The 17,062-nt window shown below is 53.6% G+C and carries 17 protein-coding genes; 3 read left to right on the top strand and 14 right to left on the bottom strand.

Features of this window, described 5'->3' with window-relative positions:
• Nucleotides 1-72: 72 nt before the first annotated feature.
• From A7P99_RS04700 to ndk, 9 genes are all read right to left on the bottom strand, one after another.
• Nucleotides 73-1,983: an acyltransferase family protein gene (locus A7P99_RS04700; protein WP_067448733.1), complete on the bottom strand. Its 1,911-nt coding sequence runs from the start codon at nucleotides 1,981-1,983 to the stop codon at nucleotides 73-75.
• Between the two features lie 126 nt (nucleotides 1,984-2,109).
• Nucleotides 2,110-3,921: a translational GTPase TypA gene (gene typA, locus A7P99_RS04695; protein WP_067448953.1), complete on the bottom strand. Its 1,812-nt coding sequence runs from the start codon at nucleotides 3,919-3,921 to the stop codon at nucleotides 2,110-2,112.
• Nucleotides 3,922-4,020: 99 nt separating this feature from the next.
• Nucleotides 4,021-4,440: a hypothetical protein gene (locus tag A7P99_RS04690; protein ID WP_067448735.1), complete on the bottom strand. Its 420-nt coding sequence runs from the start codon at nucleotides 4,438-4,440 to the stop codon at nucleotides 4,021-4,023.
• 93 nt (nucleotides 4,441-4,533) lie between these two features.
• A complete protein-coding gene (locus A7P99_RS04685) occupies nucleotides 4,534-4,929 on the bottom strand; it encodes a hypothetical protein (protein WP_067440095.1) in 396 nt (131 codons plus the stop codon).
• A 299-nt stretch (nucleotides 4,930-5,228) separates the two neighbouring features.
• Nucleotides 5,229-6,506, bottom strand: a complete 1,278-nt coding sequence (gene ispG, locus A7P99_RS04680; protein WP_067440094.1) for a flavodoxin-dependent (E)-4-hydroxy-3-methylbut-2-enyl-diphosphate synthase — start codon at nucleotides 6,504-6,506, stop codon at nucleotides 5,229-5,231.
• Nucleotides 6,507-6,518: 12 nt separating this feature from the next.
• Nucleotides 6,519-7,409 (bottom strand): RodZ domain-containing protein, encoded by an 891-nt coding sequence (locus A7P99_RS04675; protein WP_067448737.1) that lies wholly within the window; start codon nucleotides 7,407-7,409, stop codon nucleotides 6,519-6,521.
• Nucleotides 7,406-8,179: a type IV pilus biogenesis/stability protein PilW gene (gene pilW, locus A7P99_RS04670; RefSeq protein ID WP_082880724.1), complete on the bottom strand. Its 774-nt coding sequence runs from the start codon at nucleotides 8,177-8,179 to the stop codon at nucleotides 7,406-7,408. Before pilW ends, A7P99_RS04675 begins: the two co-directional genes overlap by 4 nt.
• Nucleotides 8,180-8,184: 5 nt before the next feature.
• Nucleotides 8,185-9,276, bottom strand: a complete 1,092-nt coding sequence (gene rlmN / locus A7P99_RS04665; RefSeq protein WP_067686654.1) for a 23S rRNA (adenine(2503)-C(2))-methyltransferase RlmN — start codon at nucleotides 9,274-9,276, stop codon at nucleotides 8,185-8,187.
• A 126-nt stretch (nucleotides 9,277-9,402) separates the two neighbouring features.
• Entirely contained in the window at nucleotides 9,403-9,828 is a 426-nt protein-coding gene (gene ndk / locus A7P99_RS04660; protein WP_067448739.1) for a nucleoside-diphosphate kinase, read from the bottom strand.
• Between ndk and A7P99_RS10010 the strand changes: the two genes are divergently transcribed.
• Nucleotides 9,821-10,015 carry a hypothetical protein gene (locus A7P99_RS10010; protein ID WP_151086444.1) on the top strand — a complete coding sequence of 65 codons (195 nt, stop codon included), beginning with the start codon at nucleotides 9,821-9,823 and terminating at the stop codon, nucleotides 10,013-10,015. The genes ndk and A7P99_RS10010 overlap by 8 nt on opposite strands.
• A 57-nt stretch (nucleotides 10,016-10,072) precedes the next feature.
• Here the strand turns inward: A7P99_RS10010 and A7P99_RS04655 are convergent, their stop codons facing one another.
• Together A7P99_RS04655 and pssA are read right to left on the bottom strand one after the other, a co-directional pair.
• Nucleotides 10,073-10,885, bottom strand: a complete 813-nt coding sequence (locus A7P99_RS04655; protein WP_067448741.1) for a sulfite exporter TauE/SafE family protein — start codon at nucleotides 10,883-10,885, stop codon at nucleotides 10,073-10,075.
• A 143-nt stretch (nucleotides 10,886-11,028) separates the two neighbouring features.
• A complete protein-coding gene (gene pssA / locus A7P99_RS04650; RefSeq protein ID WP_067448743.1) occupies nucleotides 11,029-11,817 on the bottom strand; it encodes a CDP-diacylglycerol--serine O-phosphatidyltransferase in 789 nt (262 codons plus the stop codon).
• A 239-nt stretch (nucleotides 11,818-12,056) separates the two neighbouring features.
• Here pssA and lpdA point away from each other — a divergent pair, with 239 nt between their 5' ends.
• Together lpdA and A7P99_RS04640 are read left to right on the top strand one after the other, a co-directional pair.
• Nucleotides 12,057-13,859 (top strand): dihydrolipoyl dehydrogenase, encoded by a 1,803-nt coding sequence (gene lpdA, locus A7P99_RS04645; RefSeq protein WP_067686651.1) that lies wholly within the window; start codon nucleotides 12,057-12,059, stop codon nucleotides 13,857-13,859.
• 363 nt (nucleotides 13,860-14,222) lie between these two features.
• Nucleotides 14,223-15,251, top strand: a complete 1,029-nt coding sequence (locus A7P99_RS04640) for an ACP S-malonyltransferase (protein ID WP_067448747.1) — start codon at nucleotides 14,223-14,225, stop codon at nucleotides 15,249-15,251.
• A gap of 432 nt (nucleotides 15,252-15,683) precedes the next feature.
• On the opposite strand, the gene A7P99_RS04635 is transcribed toward A7P99_RS04640, so the two are convergent.
• The 3 genes from A7P99_RS04635 to A7P99_RS10005 all read right to left on the bottom strand — a co-directional run bounded on the left by A7P99_RS04635 (nucleotide 15,684) and on the right by A7P99_RS10005 (nucleotide 17,026).
• Nucleotides 15,684-16,130, bottom strand: coding sequence for a hypothetical protein (locus A7P99_RS04635; protein ID WP_067527430.1), 447 nt, complete (start codon nucleotides 16,128-16,130; stop codon nucleotides 15,684-15,686).
• Nucleotides 16,131-16,132: 2 nt separating this feature from the next.
• The gene (locus tag A7P99_RS04630) at nucleotides 16,133-16,543 is read right to left on the bottom strand and encodes a hypothetical protein (RefSeq protein ID WP_156499691.1); all 411 of its coding nucleotides are present in this window, start codon (nucleotides 16,541-16,543) and stop codon (nucleotides 16,133-16,135) included.
• Between the two features lie 327 nt (nucleotides 16,544-16,870).
• Nucleotides 16,871-17,026 carry a hypothetical protein gene (locus tag A7P99_RS10005; protein ID WP_153705531.1) on the bottom strand — a complete coding sequence of 52 codons (156 nt, stop codon included), beginning with the start codon at nucleotides 17,024-17,026 and terminating at the stop codon, nucleotides 16,871-16,873.
• Nucleotides 17,027-17,062 lie beyond the last annotated feature (36 nt).

The following is a 17,062-nucleotide window of genomic DNA, read 5'->3' as shown; positions in this document are numbered from 1 at the left end:
CTGCTGATATGAAAAGGCTACCTGAAACCGATGGGCAGATTTCAAGTAGCCTTTTGGTAGAGCAGAATCGCGCTATTGATGGTTTACCGGTTGTTGATCAGCTGGTTTATCAGGCATCGGCTGCAATAAGCGGCGGCCGGAAGCGATAAAGCGTTTGCCCATTTGTTCCGAGCCGTATGGGTTGAAATGCTCACTATCAACATAGATGGGCAGGCCATCAACGGTAAAGTCTGAAGGAACCAAATCAGTAAAATCTATCCAGTGTACTTGGGGATATTTGCGGACAATCTCGTAAATGGTTTGGTTGGCTGCTTCCGAGTCTTGACGGATAAATTGCTGCCGTTCGGTTAGCTGCTGGAACAGGCCGATAGATTGCAAATACCTTTTACGGAGAATGCCTGCTCCGGCATTAGGATTGTCTTTCAATACATAAACAGTCTTCTGCCGGTTAAGCAGAAATTGTAGGGTTTTCTCGAAATTTTTCGGAAAATCAGGCTGCTCTAACCGTTGTTGCCAGCGGTTAGACAAAATTACTACTTGATATTTATCTAAATCCTGTTCCACTCGATGGCGCATGGCCAAACACCGCTCGCGCCATTCTGGCCGTTCTAAGTTTTTATGTACTGTAGTGGTGTTGTATAGGAAAGCACAGCTACCAGCAGATACGACATATGCTGCCCAACCTTCATGCCTGCCTACTACTTCATAGAAAGTGTTGTAGTGCGCGGTATGTGAATCGCCAACAGCCAGGACGGTTACCGGTTTGTTGCGGTCGCCTTTAACGCAATCATTATTTTCTCCGTCATTACAGATACCAGTATGCCAACCCAACTCTTGTTTTTCCGGAGTGTGGCGAAGCTGCTTATCGTAAGCTGAACGCCCTGCATTCACCCCAATCCCCAGCGCGAAATAAACCGCCATCACGCTGGCAAACTCCTTGCCAGACAGTTTTTTGCTGTGCCGAATCGGATTCTCAATCAAGCGGTATGATACCCACGAAGCCAATACCACGCCGGCCATTGACACCAATACCACATCCAACGGCAATACGCTGTCCATATATGCATAACGCAGCAGCGCCAACACCGGCCAGTGCCACAGATACAGCGGATAGGAAATCAGGCCGACGGCCACCATCGGCTTCCAAGCAAGCAGTTGGTTGAAACGGCTGCCGTTGCCGGCGGCAATCAGCCAGGCAGCAGCGCTGCATACGGCCAAGCGCTCAACATAGCCTTTGCCAGGCAGGAAGCCGTCGGGCAAACACAAACAAACCAGCATAACAATAGCGGCCAACCACGCAGTTGGGTTTAGGCTTTTGCCCGGGGTTTTACAGCGAGCCGGCACCACGGCAGCCAGCGAACCGATTAGTAATTCGTATGCGCGCACTTGCGGCAGGTAGTAGGCATCTGCCTCATAAGGCACCAAGCCGGAGAGCAGGCTGGCGGCAATCATGGCGATAACAGCGTGCACGGTGTATTTGGGCAGATATTTGTGCACCAGCCACATCAAGAGAGGGAAAACAAAATAGAACTGCTCTTCCAAGGAAAGCGACCAGATGTGCAGCAGCGGTTTTTCGGCGGAAGCAATATCAAAATAGCCTCCGCTTTTGGCAAAAAACAGGTTGGCACCGAAAAACAGCGAGGAGCGCAGCGAACGCAGATAGTTAAAAAAATCGTCCGGCATCAGCAGCCATGCGCCCACGGCCGTGCAGGCGGCGAGCACAAACAAGAAGGCGGGCAAAATGCGTTTGGCACGGCGCTGGTAGAAATTGAGCAGCGAAAAGCGTTGCCCGGTTAGCTCCTTGTGGATGATGGAGGTAATCAAATAGCCGGAGATAACGAAGAATATATCCACGCCGAGAAAGCCACCGGGGAGTAGCTTGGCATGAATATGAAACAGGATAACGGCAATCACGGCCACAGCGCGTAGACCGTCGATATCGGCTCGGTAGGAAAGGCTGCTGTTGGAGGCGGGGAGGCTCATGTTGGTGGATATGGCTGAAAGGTTGGGTTGGAATAAAGGCTACCTGAAAGATGGCGGAGATGTTCAGCTTCGTTTTCAGGTAGCCTGTTACCGGATTTTAAGCGGCCTGAGGCTTTTCAGGTAGCCTTAGTCCAATTTTTTAAAGTGGCGGCGACGTTCCAGTTCGCTCAGGTAGCGTTTGCGCAGGCGGATGGATTTGGGGGTGATTTCCACCAGCTCATCGTCGTCGATAAATTCCACTGCGCTTTCCAGCGTGAGCTTAATCGGCGTGGTGAGGCGCACGGCTTCGTCGGTGCCGCTGGCGCGCACGTTGGTGAGCTTTTTGCCTTTGAGCGGATTCACCACCAAATCGTTGTCGCGGCTGTGGATGCCGATAATCATGCCTTCGTAGATTTTGTCGTTGGGCGACACGAACATGCGGCCGCGTTCTTCCAAGTTCCACAGGGCATAAGCCACGGCTTCTCCTTGCTCTTGGGAAACCAGCACGCCGTTGTGGCGGCCGGGTATATCGGGCTTCACGGGGGCGTAGTCGTCGAACACATGGCTCATCAGGCCGACGCCGCGCGTGAGGGTCATGAATTCGCCTTGGAAGCCGATGAGGCCGCGTGCGGGAATGTGGTATTCGAGGCGGGTGCGGCCATGGCCGTCGCTTTCCATATTGGTGAGCTCGCCGCGGCGGCGGCCGAGTTCTTCCATCACCGCGCCTTGGTTTTCGTCGGGCACGTCCACAGTCAGATTTTCATACGGCTCGCATTTTTGGCCGTTGATGTCGCGGTATACCACGCGCGGTTTGCCCACAGCCAGCTCGTAGCCTTCGCGACGCATGTTTTCCAGCAGGATGGTGAGGTGCAGTTCGCCACGGCCGGACACGCGGAATACGTCGGCATCGGCAGTGTCTTCCACGCGCAGGGCCACGTTGGTGAGCAGTTCGCGTTGCAGGCGGTCGCGGATTTGGCGGCTGGTAACGAATTTGCCCTCAGTGCCGGCCAGCGGGCTGGTGTTTACCATGAAGTCCATGGTGAGGGTAGGCTCGTCCACGCTCAGCATTGGCACGCCGATGGGGTTGTCTTTGTCGCAAATGGTTACGCCGATGCCGATTTCGTCGATGCCGGAAATCAGCACGATGTCGCCTGCTTCGGCTTCCTGCAGCGGCACGCGTTCCAGCCCGCTGAAACCGAGCAGCTGGTTGATGCGGCCTTGGGCGATTTGTTTGTCGTGGTTCATTACGGCCACGGTTTGGCCGGGGCGGATTTTGCCGTTGAGGATGCGGCCGATACCGAGTCGGCCGGTGTAGTTGTCGTAGTCGAGCTGGGAGATTTGCAGCTGCAGCGGCGCAGCGGCGCTACCTGAAGGCGGGGGAGTGTATTTGAGGATGGTGTCGAACAGCGGGCGCATATCGCTGCTCTCGTCTTCTTCGTTCAGCTTGGCGAAGCCGGAGAGGCCGGAAGCATAGACGATAGGGAAATCGAGCTGCTCTTCGCTGGCGCCAAGGTTGTCGAACAAATCAAAGGTTTGGTCGATCACCCAGCTGGCGCGGGCGGTGGGCTTATCGATTTTGTTGATCACCACGATGGGTTTCAAGCCCAGCGCGAGGGCTTTTTTGGTGACGAAGCGGGTTTGCGGCATCGGGCCTTCTTGCGCGTCCACCAACAGCAGCACGCAATCCACCATGCCGAGCACGCGTTCTACTTCGCCGCCGAAGTCGGCGTGTCCGGGGGTATCGACGATGTTGATGTGGTAGCCTTCGTATTCGATGGCGGTGTTTTTGGCGAGGATGGTGATGCCGCGTTCTTTTTCAAGGTCGTTGCTGTCCATCACACGCTCGTCCACATGCTGGTTGGCGCGGAAGGTGCCGGATTGGCGCAGAAGTTGGTCTACGAGTGTGGTTTTGCCATGATCGACGTGGGCGATGATGGCGATGTTGCGGATGTTTTTCATGAGGTTGTCTGCTGCCTTGTAATCGGATCGGAAATAGAAAAAACCGTGCATTATAGCACGGCGGGGCAAGGGACTTCAGGCCGCCTTTGGGTTGGCCGTTTATTGTTTGGCGGCAAGCACATTCATGCAGGAGCGGTATTCTTCTGCGCCGATGCGTTCGGCGATGCGGTTTTTGGTATCGGCATCGAGCGAAGTTTTTGAATCGGCAGGTACACCACGGGCGCGTTGGGCTTTGCTGACGACCATACTGATGGTACCGTGCACCAGCCTGCGGGATTCGTCACTTTGGGCGGCGGGCGCATACTTCTGGCGCAGGCGGGCTTCAGTGTCGGCAGGCTTTTCGCCTTCCAGCCGTGCCAGGACGGCATCGTGGGAGACGGCTGCCGTGAGTTTGCAGTAGCTTTCCACGTTGGTTACTGATTGCAGCTGCGCTTCGCCCGCAGCTTGGGCGGGCGGTTTGGCGCAGGCAGCTGCGGTGAGCAGGGCGGTGAGGCAGAGGGCGGTTTTCCATGTTTGCATGGTATTTTCCTTGATTTCTATGGTTTATGGGATTGCCCTTCTCAGGCTGCCTTTTCGGTTTTCAGGTAGCCTGATTAGGATTTGAATTGCGGGTTAGTCGATAAACTGCCGCAACATGCTCACTGCCAAATGGCTGAACTGGCGGTATTTATCGGTTTTTTCGATTTTGTCTTTATCGAGCCCGATTTCGATAATAACGCCGGCTTTGTTGCCGTAGAGCACGGTGTTTTCAATTTCGTAGGCGCTGTGGGTTTTGCCTTTGCTATCGGGCGTGGGCACGATGAAGGCCTGCAGCATTTCGCCGCTGGCCAGATTTTGCAGGATCAGGCTTTTCTTCACGTTTTCGGCCACATCACCACTAACATATTGGAAGGGGTTGGTGGCCACATCGGTTACGCCGCGATAGGAGTAGATGTAAACCTTGTGTTCGAGTTTGGGGTTGTTGAGCAGATAAAGTTTGAGCAGAAGCTGACGAAGGTCGGCGGCCATGATGTTTCCCTTTGTGTGCCCGCTATAGCTGCGGTTGGTGGGCATTATAGCCAATCTGCGGAGCAAGCTCTACATGGGCAAGTGATAGCCGAAGCATATTTTATAGTGAATTAAAATAAGAACGCTACTGCGTGGCTCGCCTTGTCCTATTCTCATTTTTATCCACTATACATATGGCGGATTAGCTGAATTTTCGCTACGACGTTTCAGGTAGCTTGCAACGATGCAGCTGAGGCTGCTTGAAAATAAAAAACCTTTGCCAATCAAGGCAAAAGTTTCGTTTTCGTACGCCAATCCGGCTAAGCTTGGCGGATAGGGATGATTTTGGCGGCTTGGCTGAGGCGTTTTTTGCCGCCTTCGCCGTAGTTTTCAGCCACGTAGGTTTCCACAATCTGCAAAAACTCAGCAGCCATCTTGTCGCCCTTAAGCGTTACTTTGCGCTCTCCATCCACATACACGGGGGCAACCGGGGTTTCGCCGGTGCCGGGTAGGCTGATGCCGATATCGGCCAGTTTGCTTTCGCCAGGGCCGTTGACCACGCAACCCATCACGGCCACGTTCAGGCTTTCCACGCCGGGATATTTGTGTTTCCACACCGGCATCTGCATCCGCAGGTGCAGCTGGATATCGCGCGCCAGCTCTTGGAATACGGTGCTGGTGGTGCGGCCGCAGCCCGGGCAAGCGGTTACCATCGGTGTGAAAGAGCGCAATCCCATAGTTTGTAGGATTTCTTGCGCCACAATCACTTCCTGCGTGCGCGAACTGCCTGGCTCGGGGGTGAGCGAGATGCGGATGGTGTCGCCGATGCCTTCTTGCAGCAATACAGACAGCGCGGCAGTAGAAGCCACGATGCCTTTGCTGCCCATGCCGGCTTCGGTAAGCCCCAGATGCAGCGGATAGGCGCAGCGGCTGCCCAAATCGCGATACACCTGAATCAGATCCTGCACGGCACTGACTTTGCACGACAGGATGATTTTGTTTTCAGGTAGCCCCAAATCCACGGCTTTTTGTGCGGATTCCAGCGCAGAAAGCACCAGTACTTCTTTCATCACGGCTTCGGGCGGCTGCGGCTCGGGGCGGCTGCGGTTGGCATCCATCAGGCGTTTGGCTAGGCTTTGGTCGAGGCTGCCCCAGTTCACGCCGATGCGTACAGCTTTGCCGTTTTCGGCAGCAGTGCGGATGAGGAAGGCGAATTTCTCATCGCCTTTCGTGCCTTTGCCCACGTTGCCAGGATTGATGCGGTATTTGGCCAAGGCCTTGCCGCATTCGGGAAATTCGGCCAAGAGGCGTTCGCCATTGAAGTGGAAATCACCGATGAGCGGGGTGGGGCAGCCCATGTCGTCGAGCCGGCTGCGGATTTCGGCCACTTTGGCAGCGGCCTGCGGGTTGTTTACCGTAATCCGCACCATTTCCGAGCCGGCTTCGCTGAGTTCTTTTACCTGTAAGGCGGTGGCTTCGGCGTCGGCGGTGTCGGTGTTGGTCATTGACTGCACCACCACCGGCGAGCCGGAACCGACGGTGATGTGTTCAATTTCTACCTGATGCGTGCGCCGGCGGGAAGGAAGGGTTGTGTTCATAAACAGGTATGGTTATTGGGCGGCATCATCTTGGCCGCCGGCAGTGAAGGCGGCGGTTTTTTGGTCGACCATGTGCTCGGCCACATTGATGTCGCGACCGCTGTAGCTGGCTAAGCTGTTTTTGGCAAAGCCGATGCGTACGCGGTAGGGGCCGTTACCGGAGAAGCGGTGTTCGCTGCCGGCAGGCACGATTTTGCTTACCAGCATTTGGCCGTCTTTATCGGTTACGGTGAGGAAAGAGCGGAAGCGCAGTTTGAGCACCAATTCGCCCTGAGCCGATTGGATGCCTGCAGCAGCGGCCGGTGCAGAAGCAGGGTTTTCTACCGGCTGCGGCTGGCTACCTGAAACCGCCGGCAGGGAGGCAGCAGGCGTGGAGGCTTCTTGCAGCGGCAACACCTGCACATTGCTGCTGTCTAAGTTGGGCGGCAGGATTTGGTTTTCCGGAATGCTGGTTTGGGCATTCTGTTTTTGGTGTTCGGTATTGGACTTCATCTGCCACAACACTACCACGCCCACAATCGCGGCAGTGGCGGCCACGCCGAAAATCCAGCGCGGAAATGGCTTTTTAATCAGAGCGTTGTGGTAGGTCATCTTCACGTTGCCGTCTTCTTTGGCAGCAGGGCTTTGGAATTGGCTGGGGGTAATTATCTGCTCCAGATAGTTGTTTAATACGGTTTCATCCAAATTCAGGTAGCGTCCGTAGCTGCGCAGAAAGCCGCGCACAAACACGGGCTCAGGCAATTTGCTGAAATCGGCGTTTTCCAACGCCTCCACCTGGCGGGCGGGCAGTTTCAGGTGTTCCGACACATCGCCAAGCGACAGCTGTTGCTGTTCGCGGTTGTGGCGCAACAATTTGCCCAGTTCTTCAGCAGCGGCCAGCTGGGGGGTTGAGATCTCGGTCATTGGGGTCTTCCTGTGGTAATTTCTTGAAGTTCTGGCGAATACGGATAGTTGGTGCGCAGCTGCGCTTCGTATTCGTAGGCAGCCTGGGTTTGGCCGCGGGCGCGGGCAATCTTCCAGCCCAGCAGCAGATCGTCGGCACCTAGCCGGTCTACCTTACTTTGATATTGGCGGAACTGGCGGTCGGCCTCGCCCAAATTGCCTTCGAGCATGCGCACGCGTGCCATTTCTTTTTGCGCGGGGGCGAAACTCGGGTCGGCGGCTTGGGAGCGTTCCAGATAGGCCATGGCCAGGTTGTATTGCCCCAGGCGGGCGCTACAGATGCCTTTGTTCATGTAGGCTACCTGCGGGCTGGGATAAGTAGGGTCGGCCAGGGCGCGGTCGAAATAAGCCAAGGCCTGGTTTGCACGGCTGCCGGAGTTGCACAAAAACCAACCGTAGTTGTTGTTGATTTCCGCACTGTCGGGCTTGATAGACAGGGCGCGTTGGAAACTTTCTTCCGCTTTCTCCGGCACTTTCAGATATTGATAAATTTCAGCACGCACCAGCCAGGCGTTTTCGTTGCGTGGCTGAGCCTGTAGGGCTTCTTCAATCGCAGACACGGCGGCACGGTAGTCGCGCGAATTCATATATTCGATGGCAAGCTGGGTTTTGATGGCGGCAATTTCCTCTGGCCGGTTGCGCACTTCTTTGTTGCCGGTGTGGATAGTGATGCCGCCGCAGCCGGCGAGCAAAGCGAATGCCGTCAGGGAGGCAACTAAATTTTTTCTCATGATAATCAACCTTTTGCAACTTGTAATTGCAGCCATTTTTGTTGGCGGCGAGTTTTGTCCTGCACCTGTCCGGCCAGTTGGCCGCAGGCCGCATCGATGTCGTCGCCACGCGTTTTGCGCACGGTAACCACTAAACCGGCCTGATACAGGATGTCACGGAATACGCGGATATTTTCATCGCTGGAGCGGTTGTAGCCGGAATTGGGGAAGGGGTTAAACGGAATTAGATTGAATTTGCAGGGAACGTCTTTAACCAATTCCAACAGCTCGCGGGCGTGTTCGGGTTTGTCGTTTACGCCGTCGAGCATAACATATTCGAAGGTAACGAAGTCGCGCGGGGCTTTAACCAGATAGCGCTGGCAGGCAACCATCAACTCTTTGAGCGGATATTTTTTGTTTAGCGGCACGATTTTGTTGCGGATGGCGTCGTTTGGGGCGTGCAGAGATACAGCCAGCGCCACTGGCATGTCTTCTTTGAGCCTGTCCATTTGCGGCACCATGCCGGAGGTGGACACGGTAACGCGGCGGCGACTTAGAGCGTAGCCGTGATCATCCAGCATGATGGAGAGCGCGGTAACCACATTATCGTAGTTGGCCAGCGGCTCACCCATGCCCATCATCACCACGTTGGAAATCACTCGTTCGTCTTTGGGGGTGGCGCCCAGTGCTTTGTTTGCCCACCATAATTGGCCGATGATTTCGGCAGTGGAGAGGTTGCGGTTGAAGCCTTGGCGGCCGGTGGAGCAGAAAGTGCATTCCAGTGCACAGCCTACCTGCGAAGAAACGCACAACGTGCCACGGTCGGTTTCGGGGATGAACACGGTTTCCACGCCGTTACCGGTGCCCACATCCAACAGCCATTTACGCGTGCCGTCGCAGCTTTCCTGCGCGGCCATCAGCGCGGGCACGCCCACTTGCGCACTCTCGTTGAGCTTGGCGCGCAGCGATTTGGCCAGGTCGGTCATTTCATCGAAATCGCCGGCTGCGCCTTGGTGCATCCAGCGCATCACTTGGCGGGCGCGGAAGGGTTTTTCCCCCATTTGGGCGAAATGGGCGGTGAGGCCGGCGATGTCGTAGTTGAGCAGGTTGGTTTTCATATGAGCGCCGCAAATCGGCTGGTTGTGTTCTTGGGTTTTATGATTTATATATAAAGGCTTAAAGGCTACCTGAAAACTGCGTTTCAACACGTTTGAAACTTTCAGGTAGCCTGCAGCTTGGCCGGTTTAACGCGGGCAGATTTCCTGCTCGCTGAAAAAATAGGCCACTTCGATGGCGGCATTGGCCAAGCTGTCGGAACCGTGCACGGCGTTTGCATCGATAGAGGAAGCGAAATCGGCACGGATGGTGCCGGGAGCGGCTTCTTTCGGATTGGTAGCGCCCATCAACTCGCGGTTTTTGGCCACTGCGTTTTCGCCCTCCAATACCTGTACCACCACCGGGCCGCTAGTCATGAATTTCACCAAATCGGCAAAAAACAGGCGCTCTTTGTGTATGGCATAGAAGCCCTCGGCTTCCTCGCGGGTGAGGTGCTTCATTTTGGCGGCTACAATTTTCAGGCCGTTGCTTTCAAAGCGGCTGTAGATTTTGCCAATGACGTTTTTGGCCACGGCATCGGGTTTGATAATGGAAAGGGTGCGTTCAGTGGCCATTTGGTTCTCCAATCTAATTCGCTATCAACATATCGGCCGCATTGGATTTTTCATCCTACCCAAAGGCGTGCGGCTGGCGGATGGCATTTTAGCAAGTTTTCCGCGCGATTGCTTGTTTGGATACGGATTTTTGCATTTGTCGGCTTTGGTCTCGCATGCGCGGCTTGAAGGCTACCTGAAAGCGTAAGCTTCAGCGAAGTTAAAAACATACCGGCAGATTCTGTAGGGGTGAAAACATTTGGCCCTACGCCCCATGCAACAACTTCCACAGCATCTGGCTACCAATCACTACCATCAGCGCCCCAAATACCCGCTTCAAGCCGGCAGGCGGCAGGCGGTGTGCCGCTCTCACGCCCAAGGGTGCAAACAGCACCGTGCACACCCCCAACACCACGATGCACGGCACATACCAAAAACCCACTGCACCCGCAGGCAGCCCCGGTACATTCCAGCCAGAAAGCAGATAGCCTAGCGCCCCCGCTACCGCAATCGGCCAAGCCAGCACGCTGGAAGTGGCCACTGCCTGATGCACCGGCATGCGGCAATACATCATAAACGGCACCGACAACGACCCGCCGCCGATACCAACCCAGCTGGAAAGCAGCCCAAACAACCCGCCAATCCCCGCCTGCATCCGACTGCTTGGCAGCTTGGCCGCCGGTTTCGGATTGAGCTGAAATAGGTTTTTTGCCGCCATCGAATAGCAAAACACGATGAACAACACCTGCAGGCCGAAGGTGGGAATCCGGTTCGACACCAGCGAGCCCAGCAGGCTGCCCGCCGCCAGCCCGGGCGCCATACGCCGCACAAATTCCCAGCGCACCGCCCCCTGTTTCTGCTGCGCCAGTGCGCTGGAAAAGGTGGTAAACACAATCACTGCCATCGACGTACCCACCGCCAAATGCTGGCCGTGCTCGCCTGTAATGCCCTGCCTGCCCAGCACCCACAGCACAATCGGCACGATAATCATCCCTCCACCAATGCCCAGCAACCCGGCCAAAAACCCCGCCGCCGCGCCCACTGCCGCCAGCGGCAGCAACACTTCCATGCTCCACATTGTCTTGTCTCCACTATAAAAACCGCTGCCGGAAAGCAAATCGGCAGCGGCATTTCATATTTGAATTTTCAGGTAGCCTTTAGCCGTCCAGACCAATCTGGTTTGGCACTGGCCTATCCCTAAATTCAGGCTGTTGCCACTTTTCAGGTAGCCTCTGGTTCTTTTTCCGCTTCCTGTTGCTCTTTCTGCTTGCGGCTGCGCTGCCAAAACCACATCACATAGCCCGATAGGCTGTAGGCCAAAAACAGCAGAAACAGCACCAACGAAGGCTCCCAAGTAATTACCAAAAAGCCGATCACTGCCAAGAGCAGCCCGAAAAACGGCACCTTGCGCCGCACATTGATTTCCTTAAAGCTCCAAAACCGTACCTGCGCCACCATCGAAAGCCCGGCAAACAGTGTGATGATCAAGCACCACCAACGCGCCAGCGGTAGGCTGCCCAGGCTATGATCCATCCACACCAGCCCAATCACCAAGGCTGCTGCCGTCGGGCTTGGAATGCCGATAAACCAGCGTTTGTCCACCTTACCGATTAAAGTGTTGAACAAGGCCAGGCGCAAGGCCGCACAGGCGCAATAGACGAAGGCCACCGAATAGCCGATGCGTCCGAACTCGAAAAGCTGCCACTTATAGGCAATCAGCGCGGGCGCCACGCCGAAGCTCACCATATCGGCCAGGCTGTCGAGCTGTTCGCCGAACGCGCTCTGGCTGTTGGTCCAGCGCGCCACACGGCCATCCATGCCGTCGAGCAGCATCGACACAAACACCGCCACCGCCGCTGTGTCGTAGTGGCCGTGCATGGATTGGGTGATGGCGAAAAACGCGCAAAATAAGGCCGCCAGTGTAAACGAATTGGGCAGTAGGTAGATGCTGTTTTGGCGGAAGGCTTCGCGGCGGCTGGCGGGCTGTTCGGGGGAGCGTGGCTGGGTCATTTGAGGCTACCTGAAAACTTGATAATTAGGAACCTATTATATACCTATCCCGACATCGCTGCGCCTGCAGCAGAAAAACCTGCACCGATAAAGCTGCGGGGAAGACAGCGAAGTGCGTTATAATTCACTCTGTTGAACAATTAATCGGACAATACCGAAAACTTGGCAACATTGCGGGTTTCCATTTTTCAGGTAGCCCTTTGTGAATTAATCCAACACTCAAAATGAGGCGCAACACAATGAGCTTGATCGAATTGAAAGTACCCGACATCGGCGGGCACGAAAATGTAGACATCATCGCCGTAGAAATCAAAGCAGGCGACACCATCGCTATAGACGACACCTTGATTACGCTGGAAACCGACAAAGCCACCATGGACGTGCCGGCCGAAGCCGCAGGCGTGGTGAAAGAAGTGAAAGTGAAAGTGGGCGACAAAATCTCCGAAGGCGGTGTAATTGCCGTGATCGAAGCCGCCGGTGCGGCTGCTGCCGCCGAAGCACCGAAAGCTGCCGCCGCTCCGGCGCCGGAAGCTCCCAAAGCCGCTGCGCCCGCACCGCAAGCGGCACAGTTTGCCGGTTCTGCCGATGCCGAATACGACGTGGTGGTATTGGGCGGCGGCCCGGGCGGCTATTCCGCTGCCTTTGCCGCAGCCGACGAAGGCCTGAAAACCGCCATCATCGAGCAATACAGCACCTTGGGCGGCGTGTGCCTGAACGTGGGCTGTATCCCGTCTAAAGCACTGCTGCACAACGCAGCCGTGATTGACGAAGTGAAACACTTGGTGAAAAACGGCATCAAATTCGGCGAACCCGAAATCAATGTAGACGAACTGCGCGGCTACAAAGAAAAAGTGATCGCCAAACTCACCGGCGGCTTGGCAGGCATGGCCAAAGCCCGCAAAGTGGACGTTATCCAAGGTAACGGCCAATTCGTGGGCGCGAACCACATTGAAGTGTCGCTCACCGAATCCACCCAATACGAACAAGCCACCACAACCGGCGCGAAAAAAACCGTTGCCTTCAAAAACTGCATTATCGCCGTGGGCAGCCGTGTGGTGAAACTGCCCTTCATCCCTGAAGATCCGCGCATTGTGGACAGCACCGGCGCGCTGGAACTGCGCCAAAACGGCGGCAAACTGCCTGAAAAAATGCTGGTCATCGGCGGTGGCATCATCGGCTTGGAAATGGGCACTGTGTACAGCACACTGGGCGCACGCCTGGATGTAGTTGAAATGATGGACGGCCTGATGCAGGGCGCCGACCGCGACTTGGTAAAAGTGTGGGAGAAAATAAACGCCCACCACTTCGACAACATCATGACCAACACCAAAACTGTGGCCGTGGAAGCCAAACCCGACGGCATCTACGTAACCTTTGAAGGCGAAAAAGCGCCGAAAGAGCCGCAACGCTATGATTTGGTATTGGTGGCTGCCGGCCGTGCGCCGAACGGCAAACTTTGCTCTGCCGAAAAAGCCGGCGTGGCCGTTACCGAACGCGGCTTCATCGAAGTGGACAAACAAATGCGCACCAACGCGCCGCACATCTACGCCATTGGCGACGTGATCGGCCAGCCCATGTTGGCACACAAAGCCGTGCACGAAGGCCACGTGGCAGCGGAAAACTGCGCCGGCCACAAAGCCTACTTCGACGCACGCGTGATTCCGGGCGTGGCCTACACCGACCCCGAAGTGGCTTGGGTGGGCGTTACCGAAGAAATCGCCAAACGCGACGGCATCAAAATCACCAAAGCTGTATTCCCGTGGGCTGCCAGCGGCCGCGCCATCGCCAATGGCCGTGACAAAGGCTTCACCAAGCTGATTTTCGATGCCGAAAGCGGCCTGATTATCGGCGGCAGCATCGTCGGCACCCACGCCGGCGACATGATCGGCGAAATCTGCTTGGCCATCGAAATGGGCTGCGATGCAACCGACATCGGCAAAACCATCCACCCGCACCCGACCTTGGGCGAAAGCATCGGTATGGCAGCGGAAGTAGCCAACGGCACTTGCACCGACTTGCCGCCGCAACGTAAAAAGAAATAAGTGTTTGACAGCTTAAACGCTGAATAGAAAAGGCTACCTGAAACTGTATTTAGCAGTTTTCAGGTAGCCTTTTAGTATGGCAGAGGCTAACTGAAAGCACCGTTTCAATGGAGAGGGTTTATTGCTTGGCAGAACCAAAGCTACACAGAAACTTCGCTTTAGCTATGCCAAGACATGGTTTTCAGGTGGCCTTCCCCGCATCCTATCCTTTCTCTCTACAAATAGCCCGATGTTTGACCTAACACAGCACCCGTTGCCACAGCAGCCCGTATAGTTATCGTAAACAGTTCATCCGCCAGCATTGATTGACATCTTGCGGACGGCATAGGTCGTCTGAAATCCATCACTTACGGGAGCAACATCATGGCTACACAAAACCGCCTGCTTGAACAACTGCATAACGAACCCTTCGCCCTCTGCTTTTCCGGGCAGGGTTTTGATTGGATTAGCACTTTGCGCGAGGCTTTGGCTGACGGGGCGCGGGACAAGGCAAACGAAGTGGCCGCCGCTGCCGCCCAAATCTTGAAGCCTGTGGCCGGGCAGATTGCCGCCGCCCGCCCGCAGGGTTTCGAGCCAATAAAATGGGCGGAAAACGGCGCGGACGGCATCGATTTGGTGCGTGCCGCCGTGAGCGCGCCCGGCATTTTCCTGTCGCAAATCGCCAATCTGCACACGCTGGAAACGCGCGGCTTGGACAGCGGCAAGGCGGCGGGCGTTATCGGGCATTCGCAGGGCATACTCGGGCGTTCTCTGATACGCGAGCCGCAGCATGCCGCCAAACTGCTGGCTTTGGCCGAATTGATTGGCGCGGCAGCCACGCTGCAAGGGCGCGCAACGGGTATGTATCTGCACGACGACTTGCATCCGATGGTGATGGTGCAGGGCGTGAGCCGCGGGCAGCTTGCCGCCGTGATTGACAAACTGTTCCCCGCAGATTCGGCCGACTGCCCGTGTATCGGCCTGCAGAACAGCGCGGACGGTTTTGTCGTCAGCGGCAAACCCGAATCGGTGGCGCGCGTGTGCGGCGTGTTGTCGGACACGGTTAAAGACGAAAACGGCCAAACGCCCGAAAACCTGCTGTGGCGGCTGGACGTGGAAGTCGGCTTCCACCACCCCGCCATGCTGCCCGCCGTGGCGCAAGTGGCCGAATGGGCGGCCGCCTGCGGTTTGGACGTGGAGCAGGCGCGCGGCATCGCGCACAATATCCTGATGGATCCGGTGGACTGGGTGGCCGAATGCCGCAGCATGGCCGCGCTGGGCGTGCGGCGGATTTTGGAAATTGGCCCCTCCGGCGGCGTGGCCATGCTGACACAGGCGGTGCTGGACGGGAAAGAGATTGAAGTGCTGGATGTTTCCGGCGCGGAAGGTAAGGCGGCGTTGTTTGGCGGATAACGGCGGTCTCTGATTTTTGAAACTGCGGCTGCCGTGAAGTTAAGAAAAGGCTACCTGAAAACGAACGAAGTGAGTTTTAACTTCGTTGAAGCTCACGCTTTCAGGTAGCCTTTATTGATAGGGCGTTTGAATGGCAGCTTGCCGAAAACGAAGCTTCAACGAAGTTGAAAAGCAGCCTGCACATTGGTTTGTTTTAGGTGGGCGGATGGTTTAGGGATTGATGGGTAGGCCGTATTGGTATTTGAGGCCGTCTGAAAAGTGGCAGCTTCAAAAGTAAATTTGAAAACGGCAAACCGTCAATCAACCCACCGCGTGCGTGTGTGCCGCAAACACCCTACACGTTGGCTTTGAAGTTTCGCGTGATTCCCAGGTAGGGTGTGTGGCACAGCCACGCACGCGGTTGCTTGGGTATGCAGGCTACGGCTTGCTAAATTATTTCTTTGATTTTTTACTTAATCCGTAAAAAACAAACCAAAATTTCTTTCCAATATCAAATAGTAAAAACAGAGATATAGCAAGAATAATTAAACTAATTTTTAGAATAAAAATACTTTCCTGTATCTCAAGAAATGGGTTGATGAATGTTAGACATATCAAACCAAAGAAACTAAAAGTATTCCAGAATATTGATTTAATTAAAGTATAAAATTGTCCAGTTTTTTGCATTTTAGTAAGGAAATCATGATTCACTAATGAAGCAAACAATGCAAGAACAGCTAGCAATAAGCTAAATAAAGATACGGATAAATTATGTATCGAACCATATAAATCAGAAATTGATTTATTATCTAGCTTCATAATAACATTACTTCTAGAGAGAAATGCCCATAATCCTATTGATATGATGAAAATAGCAAGTAGAATTGTTTTATTTTTCATTATTATATCTCTATTGCTTCTTTAATCTGATCATACATTTTCTTTTTCCCTGTAGAAATTGATTGTAACATTTGACTTGTTTCTGGACGACGCGTTTTTTTCTTTTTTATTTCAACAGAGATTTTAGTTTTTATCTGATCTTTTAAAATATCAATAGGCATCTCTATCTCATTTAACTCTACTTTTAATCTTTTAGTTGTTTCTGATTGTTTAATTAATGTACTTATCTTTTCCTTTATCCATTTAGATAATCCCTTTTTTCGAGCATGTATTGATATTTTCCCATCAAATTTAGTTGCATTGCTATCATTCATCAGTTCCAATGCTGATTTGGTAAAATCATCTTCTGCGATATAGTCTTCTGTACGTGGCTTCGCAATAGTGTATTCCAAATAACGAACTTCCCCATTCATTACCCTATGCATAGCATCTTGGCGAATAATTTCTAAAATTTCTACTTCATCTGCATGAGTGATTAGTTTTTGTAATAATTTACCAAGAGTGTTAACTGTCCCAGCTTCTATTGCATATTGAAATGAGATAAGTTCTCGCCCACTAATTTCTTTACTAATAATAAAATGACTTTTTTCTAAAAATCCCTCGTTCGTTTTTAATTCAATATCTCGTTCAGTGTTTTGTTCTGCTGAACCAACAGGTGGGACATCTTCTCTTAACCGTGTTAAAGATCCCCCAATTTCGTTATCAGATAAACTACAAATATTTCTTAACTGGAAACGATTTTATCCTAATTCAATTGGTTTAGATAATTCAATATTTTTTTGGATAAATTCTTCCTGAAAAAAATCAAATGTACTGATTATTTTATCTTGTACTGAATTTTTTGCTTGTAATGTAAAAAAATATACAGTGTATTTTTTCATATTTAGTTTTGACATTTTAAATTCTCCTAGAAATAATTACTTGTTGTGGCA

The sequence above is a fragment of the Eikenella sp. NML120348 genome (assembly GCF_001648435.1).
GTDB lineage: Bacteria > Pseudomonadota > Gammaproteobacteria > Burkholderiales > Neisseriaceae > Eikenella > Eikenella exigua.
This window is presented reverse-complemented; position numbering and strand designations above follow the sequence as displayed.

Coding starts and splice junctions, on each gene's coding strand:
- A7P99_RS04685 (WP_067440095.1), bottom strand. CDS start 4,929: ATGGCCGCCGACCTTCGTCAGCTTCTGCTCAAACTTTATCTGCTCAAC.
- ndk (WP_067448739.1), bottom strand. CDS start 9,828: ATGGCCACTGAACGCACCCTTTCCATTATCAAACCCGATGCCGTGGCC.
- A7P99_RS10005 (WP_153705531.1), bottom strand. CDS start 17,026: ATGTCAAAACTAAATATGAAAAAATACACTGTATATTTTTTTACATTA.
- A7P99_RS04675 (WP_067448737.1), bottom strand. CDS start 7,409: ATGACCGAGATCTCAACCCCCCAGCTGGCCGCTGCTGAAGAACTGGGC.
- pilW (WP_082880724.1), bottom strand. CDS start 8,179: ATGAGAAAAAATTTAGTTGCCTCCCTGACGGCATTCGCTTTGCTCGCC.
- typA (WP_067448953.1), bottom strand. CDS start 3,921: ATGAAAAACATCCGCAACATCGCCATCATCGCCCACGTCGATCATGGC.
- lpdA (WP_067686651.1), top strand. CDS start 12,057: ATGAGCTTGATCGAATTGAAAGTACCCGACATCGGCGGGCACGAAAAT.
- A7P99_RS04700 (WP_067448733.1), bottom strand. CDS start 1,983: ATGAGCCTCCCCGCCTCCAACAGCAGCCTTTCCTACCGAGCCGATATC.
- rlmN (WP_067686654.1), bottom strand. CDS start 9,276: ATGAAAACCAACCTGCTCAACTACGACATCGCCGGCCTCACCGCCCAT.
- A7P99_RS04690 (WP_067448735.1), bottom strand. CDS start 4,440: ATGCAAACATGGAAAACCGCCCTCTGCCTCACCGCCCTGCTCACCGCA.
- A7P99_RS04640 (WP_067448747.1), top strand. CDS start 14,223: ATGGCTACACAAAACCGCCTGCTTGAACAACTGCATAACGAACCCTTC.
- A7P99_RS04635 (WP_067527430.1), bottom strand. CDS start 16,130: ATGAAAAATAAAACAATTCTACTTGCTATTTTCATCATATCAATAGGA.
- A7P99_RS04655 (WP_067448741.1), bottom strand. CDS start 10,885: ATGTGGAGCATGGAAGTGTTGCTGCCGCTGGCGGCAGTGGGCGCGGCG.
- A7P99_RS04630 (WP_156499691.1), bottom strand. CDS start 16,543: ATGAATGGGGAAGTTCGTTATTTGGAATACACTATTGCGAAGCCACGT.
- ispG (WP_067440094.1), bottom strand. CDS start 6,506: ATGAACACAACCCTTCCTTCCCGCCGGCGCACGCATCAGGTAGAAATT.
- pssA (WP_067448743.1), bottom strand. CDS start 11,817: ATGACCCAGCCACGCTCCCCCGAACAGCCCGCCAGCCGCCGCGAAGCC.